This window comes from Wolbachia endosymbiont of Nomada ferruginata, assembly GCF_001675785.1.
GTDB classification, from domain to species: Bacteria; Pseudomonadota; Alphaproteobacteria; order Rickettsiales; family Anaplasmataceae; genus Wolbachia; species Wolbachia pipientis.
In genome coordinates this window covers 1-9,343 of record NZ_LYUY01000041.1, presented here as the reverse complement: position 1 = coordinate 9,343, position 9,343 = coordinate 1, and the positions used below count along the sequence as shown (strand labels likewise).

7 protein-coding genes and 3 pseudogenes are annotated in these 9,343 nt (G+C 36.2%); all 10 read left to right on the top strand.

Annotated elements, in window-relative coordinates; translation table 11 throughout:
* On the top strand, positions 1 to 1,558 hold a 1,558-nt coding region (locus BA053_RS03330; RefSeq protein WP_245611573.1), incomplete at its 5' end, for a DUF4815 domain-containing protein.
* Positions 1,559 to 1,571: 13 nt separating this feature from the next.
* Positions 1,572 to 2,767: pseudogene (locus tag BA053_RS03325) on the top strand (hypothetical protein).
* A gap of 4 nt (positions 2,768 to 2,771) precedes the next feature.
* Positions 2,772 to 2,966, top strand: a complete 195-nt coding sequence (locus BA053_RS03320) for a hypothetical protein (protein ID WP_065094339.1) — start codon at positions 2,772 to 2,774, stop codon at positions 2,964 to 2,966.
* On the top strand, positions 2,963 to 4,396 hold the full coding sequence (locus BA053_RS03315) for an SF-assemblin family protein (RefSeq protein ID WP_065106752.1): 1,434 nt from the start codon (positions 2,963 to 2,965) through the stop codon (positions 4,394 to 4,396). The genes BA053_RS03320 and BA053_RS03315 overlap by 4 nt, the downstream gene beginning before the upstream one ends.
* A 24-nt stretch (positions 4,397 to 4,420) precedes the next feature.
* The gene (locus BA053_RS03310; protein WP_065094986.1) at positions 4,421 to 4,981 is read left to right on the top strand and encodes a hypothetical protein; all 561 of its coding nucleotides are present in this window, start codon (positions 4,421 to 4,423) and stop codon (positions 4,979 to 4,981) included.
* Positions 4,974 to 6,149 (top strand): annotated as a pseudogene (locus BA053_RS03305) (phage tail sheath subtilisin-like domain-containing protein). The gene BA053_RS03310 and the pseudogene BA053_RS03305 overlap by 8 nt, the downstream one beginning before the upstream one ends.
* 20 nt (positions 6,150 to 6,169) lie before the next feature.
* Positions 6,170 to 6,676 (top strand): phage major tail tube protein, encoded by a 507-nt coding sequence (locus BA053_RS03300; protein ID WP_065094985.1) that lies wholly within the window; start codon positions 6,170 to 6,172, stop codon positions 6,674 to 6,676.
* An 88-nt stretch (positions 6,677 to 6,764) separates the two neighbouring features.
* A complete protein-coding gene (locus BA053_RS03295) occupies positions 6,765 to 7,022 on the top strand; it encodes a phage tail assembly protein (protein WP_065094984.1) in 258 nt (85 codons plus the stop codon).
* On the top strand, positions 7,019 to 7,150 hold the full coding sequence (locus BA053_RS08335) for a hypothetical protein (RefSeq protein WP_255356242.1): 132 nt from the start codon (positions 7,019 to 7,021) through the stop codon (positions 7,148 to 7,150). Before BA053_RS03295 ends, BA053_RS08335 begins: the two co-directional genes overlap by 4 nt.
* Positions 7,132 to 9,264: pseudogene (locus BA053_RS03290) on the top strand (phage tail tape measure protein); the annotation flags it as partial. The gene BA053_RS08335 and the pseudogene BA053_RS03290, both read left to right, overlap by 19 nt.
* Positions 9,265 to 9,343 lie beyond the last annotated feature (79 nt).

The following is a 9,343-nucleotide window of genomic DNA, read 5'->3' as shown; positions in this document are numbered from 1 at the left end:
AGTAGGGGCAGCAAGGCTTAAAGTTTCCACCATTTGGGGTTATCAAGCAGAGAATGTTTCTCCCACTTTTTCTACTGATGGAGAATTTTATCCAATTTACAACATTGAAAACGGAGTATTAATAGAGCATTCACCGCCACCACAAGCAAACATAGTAACCACAGTGCTTGCTCGTTATGACAAGGAGGCAAATGGTTCCTACGTCGTAAATGGGCTAGAAGTGATGTTCCTCCACAAAGAAGAAAAGGGAGAAGAAGGGGTAAAAAAGGGTAAAAAAGAAATTTTTGTGATTAATGAGGGCAAAGCTCATGTTGATGGTTATGAAATTGAGTTGCCTCACAGTATTCGTGTTTCTTTTGATGAAGATCCAGATATAAAATCAGTTGAATCAGAACCCCATACTTTTCAGCCAAACAGCGAAAGAGTAATGGAACTGAAGGTTAATGATTTTCCAATCAGCGAAATCAAAAAGGTTGATATCACTGTTCAAAAAACAGTTACCGTTACTCACGGTTCATACTCTGGAGCTATTGATCCGATACCTGACTCTGCGGTACTTGAGATTATTCAAATTAAACAAGGTGATGTTATTTATGAAAACAGTATAGACTATAAGTTAAACGCAGGAAACGTTGATTGGTCATTACCCGGCAAAGAACCAGCTCCTGGAAGTAGTTACTCGATAACCTATCGCTGTCGCACTCATGTAAGCCCTGAAGATATAAGTGAAGAGGGATGTAAAGTAAGGGGAGCAGTTGATAACAGCTTGGTTCTGATTGATTACACCTGGAAAATGCCACGCTTTGATTTAATTACTATAGATGCAAAAGGCGCAATAAGAAGGATAAAAGGCATAGCTCACCCTTGGCGACCATCGGTGCCTAAAGCACCTAGCGGACAACTTTTGCTCTGCTACATTCATCAGACGTGGAAAAAAGGCAAAAAAATAAAAGTAGTGAACAATGCTATTCACGCAGTACCGATGAATGAACTTGAAGCAATGAAGAAGGGAATAAATGATCTTTATGCTCTGGTTGCCTATGAACGTCTACGCAATGATGCAAATTCAAGAGAACCTACCACCAAAAAAGGAGTATTTGTTGACCCACTCTTTGATGATGATATGCGTGATCAAGGAATTTCGCAATCTGTAGCGATAGTAAATAAGGAACTGATATTGCCGATAAACGTAGAAATCATTGATGTTGAAAGGAGTAAAGAACCTTATTTATTGCCATACAAACTTGAGCCGGTACTGGAGCAGCTTTTACAGACCAAAGGAGAAAAGATCAATCCATATCAAGCTTTTGATCCAGTTCCTGCACAAATTACCCTCAATAAAAATATTGACCACTGGACAGAGGTAAAAACAAACTGGAAAAGTCCAGTAACCAGAGTATTTAATGTTAAAGAAACAACAGAGCTGTTGTCAAGTGCCTCATACGAAGCTGAATTTATGAGAGAAGCAGTACAGAATTTTGAAATTGAAGGTTTTGAGCCAAATGAAAAGCTCAAGGAGGTGAAGTTCGATGGTATCGTCATTCAGCCTACTGTATAAGAGGTAAAAAAATATGCTCACAGCTAACAACCAGGGAAAATTAAAGGGAAAGGTGAAGATACCGGCAAATATTCCAGCAGGTACTAAATTAGTACAGTTTTACGGCGATAAAGGAAGCTATGGAGAAACAGCTTATACTGGTAAAAAAACTATTACCATAGAGGAAAGAAGAAGAGTTATCGCAGCAAGAAGAGTTGATCCTTTAGCGCAAAATTTACTTTAAATGAGAGCAGACACATAGGAGGTATAGAGCTATGGTTTGTAAATAAAGGCAAAAAACGTGTTGTTGTGCAGATTAGAGAAACAGCAGTGGGAATGCCCTCGCAGACTGTCATTGCTGAAAGCTATATTGAGCCAAAAGATATAAAGATAGATGGCACAGCAACACGTATTACTTGGTCTCCTGTTTGGTGTGAAGCTGGTAGAGAACATGCAATAGTATTACTTACCGATGATGCAGATACTGCAGTAAAAATAGCAGAACTTGGCAAATATGATGCAGTAAATAGCCGTTGGGTAACAAGCCAGCCTTATCAAGTAGGAGTATTACTGTCATCGAGCAATGCAAGTACTTGGACACCACATCAGAATTTAGACCTTACCTTTCGATTACTAGCTGCAAAATTTAGCGAAAATTCTCACGTTATTGATCTTGGTAAAGTTACTGCAAGTAACGTATCAGATTTAATAATTTTGACAAATGTTGAAAAAGTAGCATTTGATACCAATGTAGAATTTATCTTAACAGATGAAGAGGGAAGAGAAAACTTTTTGTCTGATAACTTGCCGCTTGCGCTGCGTGAAAGACTATCTGGAGAGCTAACAGTAAAGGCAAATTTAAAAGGGTCAAAAGAAAGAAGTCCTATTCTCTATCCTGGGTTACAGCTAGTTATGGGTAATCTTTTAGAGTCTGGAGATTATGTTACAAGAAGTATTACAGCAGGGACTAACACTAAAATTACTATAACATATGATGCGCTAATACCTGGCACTGCAGACGTTAAAACTTATGTAGAAAAAAACGTGGGAGGGGGAGAAAAATGGCAATTAGTAAATTTAACATCAGGAAAACCAATTGGAGAAAGTTGGGTGGAGAGAACTCATGTACTATCAAATTTTAATGCTAGTGAGACGAGGGTAAAATTGGTTTTAAGTGGAACGGTTGTTTATCGTCCTAAAGTCAAAAATCTACGAATCATTGTCACGTAGCGGAATGTCAGATGATAAAACAAGCAGAGGATATTCACTACCTCATCCAGAAAACATTGCTGTGCAGGATGTTGTTCGTATCCGTACCACAATTGAGAAAATGGATGAAGATATTACCGAAAGAGAAAATGAACATAATCAACTAAAAAATAATTTTAAACGATTTAAATTTGAAACTTTTTTAAATTTTTGGGAATGAAAGAAGCAATAGAAGCATTACACCAAAGGATAAAGGATTTAGCAGTAAGTAGCACAGCTGATCAACTGGCATATCTTGCAAAATCGCTGGAATTGATAGCAGATAAAAAAGCTATTTCCAACGTTGTGCAGATGACTGAAGTAAAAGGAATAATTGATGCACTACAAAAAAGACTTAAGGATTTAGCAGAAAACAGTACTCCAGATCAATTAGCATATCTTGCTAAAGCATTGGAATCAATAGTCGACAAAAGTGCAGTTTCTGAAATTGTACAGATGACTGATGGTAAGCTAAAAGAACTTCTTGATAGTACAAAAAAACACTTAACTGATCTGGATAATAAAAAAGCTAGTTCTTTAGCAGTGATCTCTGAATCAGAGAAGCAGTTATTAAAGAGAATTGATGAAAAAGGAACAACAAATTTATCGCTACTTGATACGAGAAAGAATGCAAATATTGCAGCAATAAATAGTATTAGTAACAGTCATAAAGATGGTCTTAAAGGTTTAGTAGAAGATTTTCGTGCTGTTACCACTGGCTCATCAATTATTAGGGAAATAGAAACTCGTGATAACCAATTAAAAACATCCCTGATAAATGAGGTAAAAACTCGGGATGAACAGTTAAAAGCGTCTCTTATAAATGAAATAAGAAAGCGCAACATGGTTGAACCAGGGTCATTACCTTTCTTATTTGGTGTACTTGGCAGAAAAAATAATTATTTTGGCCACGGAACTTTTACGACAGAGCTTGGAAAGTGGAGTAGTGATATAACAAAAACTGACTATATGTTACAACTACTAGCAGGTAGCCATACGTACAATACAGATTACGTTAGTTTTTATCGGCCAAGACAACTAAGTTTTATAGAGGGAAGCAAGGGAACATTTATTTACGGAGAGTTATGCACAAAAAGCTTTTCGGGTAGTTATGATGAGATATACTATTACCCATATGCTGCACTTGGAGTAGTATTTGTAAAAAATACAACCAATGTGAACATAAATAAAGCAATGGAATTTGTTGGATCATCGTATTCGAGTACGGAGTATGGAGGTGCAGGATTATTTGTGGGAACATCAGATAATACCAATTCTAATAAATCAAGAATTTCAAGAATAATATGGAAAAATGTTTACCAATACACGAGTTCTGATAGCAAATTAGCTGGATCTGGTAATGTGGAGATTCCAGCAGGAAAAACAGTTGCAATATTACTTTACACATCATCTTATCTGTATTCCAGAACACAAGTTAGTCAAGGTATGCTTGCATCAAATTATGTACACAACTATGGTCAATTTATTCAGTGGGGGATTTATAACATACGTAGCAATTTTCTGACCACAGGGCTTGAAGTAGATGTGGAGAGAACGCTAAAAGCTTGGCAATGTCCAGGGTTATCTAGCACATGTGAGATTTGGCAGTAAATCAAATAGGGAGGGAGAAAAACTGTGAGCATTTACATACGTTTTGAAAACCACAAGCAGATTGAAACAACAACACTTGAAAGCAAGCCAACTGGAAATGATTGGTATGAAGCACCAGAAGATTTTGATTGGCAAAAAAGTTATTGTTTAACAGAGGGAGGCAAAATTGCTCAGCGAAACCAAGAAGATATTGAATTGGAATTACTGCAAAATGCGAAGTTTTCTGCACTTTCTAATCTTCGTGCTTATTATGATAACTATACTAACCAATACACAGGAGTATCTCATCAAAAATCTAAATCGTATCAAATACAAGAGAAAGCCGCAGCGAACATCTTAGCAGCACCAGAATCTACAAATGACAGGGATACAGAAATTATAGAGCCTTTAGCAAAAGTCCGTGGTATTACGGTTATTGAAATGGCAAGAATAATTGAGGAAAAAGTGAAAAAAGCAGTAAAAGAAATAATGAAATGTGAAGAGCTTGAAGATTTAGCCAAGAGAAAGATTGAAGAAGCCAAGAGTGAAAATGAGCTACAGACTTTGCTCGATGATTTCAGGAAAAAAATACAAAGAAATGGCTGAAGAATTTTTACATGGCGTAAATGTTATTGAGGTAACCTCAGGAGCAAGAACAGTACGCACAGCTAAATCATCAGTGATAGGTATAATTGGTACTGCACCTGAAGCTGATGAGCAAAAATTTCCGCTAAATAAACCAGTGTTAATTGCAGGAAGCTTAAAGGAAGCAGCAAAGCTCGGAAAGAGTGGCAGTTTACCTTCTGCAGTAAATGGAATATTTTCCCAAATCGGTGCAACAGTAGTAGTTATTCGAGTTAAAGAAAGTGATCCAAAATTAAAAGAAGAAGAGACGCTGAAAAATATAATTGGCGGTGTTGATAAAGAGACTGGAGAGTATCAAGGGATTCAAGCATTCCTCAGTAGTGAAAGTATAGTTCATGTTGCTCCAAGAATATTAATTGCACCTCAGTTTACTCATCAGTTACCTGAAATAGATGGAGTAAATTCAGTAGTGAGTGCTTTAATTTCCATAGCAAAAAAATTAAGAGCAATTATTGTTGCAGATGGACCAAATACTAATGATGAAGAAGCAATAAAATGGAGAAAAAGTGTAGGCAGCTCAAGAGTTTACGTAGTTGATCCTTGGGTTAAGGTATTTATTGAAGGAAAAGAAGAAATCTTGCCATCGAGTCCATTTGTAGCTGGTTTAATAGCTAAGATAGACAGCGAGTAAGGCTTCTGGCATTCACCTTCAAATAAAGAGATAAATGGCATTGTTGGAACAAGCAGGCCTATTGATTTTACGCTCGGTAATACAAATTGTAGAGCAAACCACTTGAATGAAAATGAAGTAACAACGATAATTCATCAAAATGGCTATAGGCTTTGGGGAAATAGAACATGTTCAAGCGATTCGAAATGGGCTTTTCTATCAGTGAGGCGTACTGCAGATTTAATTAACGACAGTCTACTTCGAGCTCATTTATGGGCAGTTGATCGCAATATTACCAAAACTTACATAGATGATGTGATTGAGGGGGTGAATTCTTATCTAGCAAGTTTAAAAGCACAAGGAGCAATTATCAGTGGAAAATGTTACGCAACTCCAGAACTCAATACACCAACAAACATTGCAAGTGGAAAAGTATACTTTGACTTTGAGTTTACACCACCATATCCGGCTGAGCAGATTACTTTTCGTTCACGGTTGGTGAATAGTAAAATATCGTAAATTTTATTAAGGGAAGAAAGATGCTACCAAAGATTTTAAAGAATTTTAATGTATTTGTTGATGGTCGTGGTTATGCAGGAAAAATAGATGAAATAACCTTGCCAAAACTTACCATAAAAACAGAGGAATACAGAGCTGGTGGTATGGATATTCCAATAAATATTGATATGGGCATGGAAAAGCTTGAAGCAGACTTTACTTTTGCTGAATACGATACAGAACTTTTTAGGCTATTTGGGCTGATAAATGGGAATTCAGTAGCTTTGACGCTCCGTGGTGGAATGCAAGGGAGTGGTAGTAACGATATTGAAGCTGTAGTAATCAATCTCAGAGGCATATTCAAAGAATTTGATTTTGGTAATTGGAAACCTGCTGAGAAAGCAATGCTGAAGTGCACTGTAGCTGCCCATTATTATAAACTTACTATAGGTGGTAATGAATTAATAGAAATCGACGCTGAGAATATGATCCGTAAGATTAACGGTGTTGATCAAATGGCCTTGCTACAAACAGTTTTAGGAATATGAAAACTTATTTGAAATTTTATTTTTTAAGGAGAAGTATATTAAAATAACTTTAAAAGTGTAAAAATATTTTATTTTTTAGGAGAATTTTATGGAAACTATAACACTTAATAACCCAATAGAAGTTGATGGTATTTCTGTCTCAGAGCTTACTGTCAGACGTCCAAAAGTAAGGGATTATTTAGCAATAGAACGCCTTAATGGTAGTGATCTAAGTAAGGAAGTAACTTTGACTGCCAATTTGACATCAGTTGCAAAAGAAGCGATTGAAGAGTTAGATATTGCTGATTATGTGAAAGTGCAAGAGGTATTAAAGGATTTTTTTTCACCAATTATCCAAAAAACTTGAGATTAGAAATACTAGTGCTTGGCTCTATCATAGGCGGTGGAGTTGAGCACATTCTTGATATGGAGATTAGTGAGTTTATTTTATGGAGCAAATTAGCTAGGAAGTTCAAATGTCAGTATTATCGATAAAAATAGGTGCGGTACTTGATGGCAGTTTTAATACTGTAATAAAGGGAAGTAGTAGTCAACTTACCCGTCTTGGTGAGAATATGAGAAAGCTTGACTCATCTTTAAAATCAGTATCAAAGTTTAAGCAGTTGGGTAGTGATGTTTTAACTAGCAGAAGGTCATGGAAAGGTTTTGAGGATCAGGTAAAATCTTTAGCTAAACAAATGAAAGCAATAGAGAAACCAAGCAAAACTTTAAAAGCTGAGTTTGATAAAGCTAAGTTTTCTGCAACAAAAGCAAAAGAAGCATATTTGAAAAAGAGAGATGCCTTGCATTCATTCAATGAAGAAGTAAGAAAAAGTGGAAGAAATATTAAGTACTTAGTAAGTGACCAACATAAACTTGGCTCTTCTATTGAAGTATTAAAAGGTAAGTATGGTAAGCTTGGATCTGCAATACGTAGTCACCAAAGTTTTTTAGCAAGCAAAGCACATTTTAAGTCACAAATTATAGAGACTATTGGGCTAGGGCTAACGCTTGCAGCTCCAGTTAAAGTTGCAATTGACTTTGAAAGTGCTATGGCTGATGTTACAAAAGTGGTAGATTTTAAAAAAGGAACGGATGAAGCAACTAAATTTGCAAAGAAGTTAAAAGAGATGTCACGTACTATACCATTATCAGCCGCAGAACTGGCACAAATAGCTGCAAGTGGTGGTCAACTTGGTATCAAGAAAGAAGATCTTTTTATGTTTACAGAAACAGTGGCAAAAATGTCTACAGCATTTGATATGTCTGCAGAGCAAGCAGGTGATTCTATAGCTAAACTCTCTAACGTTTATGGAATTGATGTTAGTAGAATGGAACATGTTGGTAATGTGATCAACCACTTATCAGATAACACTGCTGCTAAAGCAAGAGATATGGTTGAAGCTCTAGCAATAGTTGGTGGTACTGCAAAACAATTTGGTCTTGACATCAAGGAAACAAGTAGTTTAGTAAATGCCTTCATTAGTTTAGGTAAACAACCAGCAAAAGCTGCAACTGCTATAAATGCTCTACTTAGTAAACTTCAGACTGCTGAAGAACAAGGAGGGGATTTTAAAGCAGCATTAGAGCAAATGGGCATAACTGCAGAAGAAATAGTACAAAGAATAAGCGAAAACGGCGAAGAAGCATTACTCTACTTTTTTCAAGCTCTAAAGAAAATGGATAACCAGGAACGTTCTACAATCCTTATGAAACTTTTCGGTCAGGAATATCAAGATGATATTGCATTATTAGCTGGAAGTTTTAACAAATACGAAGATGCTATAAGGTTACTATCTGACACAGAAGAGTACAAGAGCTCGTTGCAGAAAGAATTTCAAAACCGTGTAGACACCACAGCCAGTAAATTACGACTTCTTCGCAACGCAATAGCTGAAGTTGGTATGAACCTGGGTTCAGTGATGCTGCCTACTTTAAAATCTATAGCTGAATTTTTACAAGAAAAAACTAGAAGCATAGCGTTATTTGCAGAAAAATATCCAACTTTAACCAAAGCAATCATGGGTACTGTAGCAGCCTTGATAAGTTTAAAAATTGTAGCAGTGGGACTAGGATACGGATTTACATTGCTAGGAAGTACGATTTTTAGTCTGAAAGCAAACCTACTTGGAGTATTTTCATTTTTATCAGCTACAGTTTTTCCTGCAGTAGTAACAGGACTAAGAGCAGTAACACTCGCTATAATGAGTAACCCTATAGGACTTTTAATAGCAAGTCTTGCTACTGGTGCAGCACTTGTTATAACTAACTGGCAAAAGGTAAAAGACTTTTTCTCTAACTTTTTGGAGTACATAAAATCACTCATTAAACCTATAGGAGAAGCTTTTTCATGGATAGGGGAAAGTGTATTTGGAAAAGTATTGGGGAATAGCACATTGAAAGAGCTTAAAAAAAAGAAAAGTATTGTTACTGAAGTAAAAGCAGTCCATACTCCCTTAAAGAGCAACATTTTCAACAGTGGAAATCCTTTGTTAGGTAACAGTATAATTAAAGAATTTTCCAAGAGAAATAAGAATATCTTTAGAGTCAAAAGCCTTATCGAAGAGAAAAAGTCCACAGAAAACGATAAGAGGTTGTCCGGAAACAAGTAAATTCAAGCATATTCCCTCTTTAACATAACCCTACTCATAGCTAGGTATATGAAATTCTCAGTGGATGTTGTGAGTA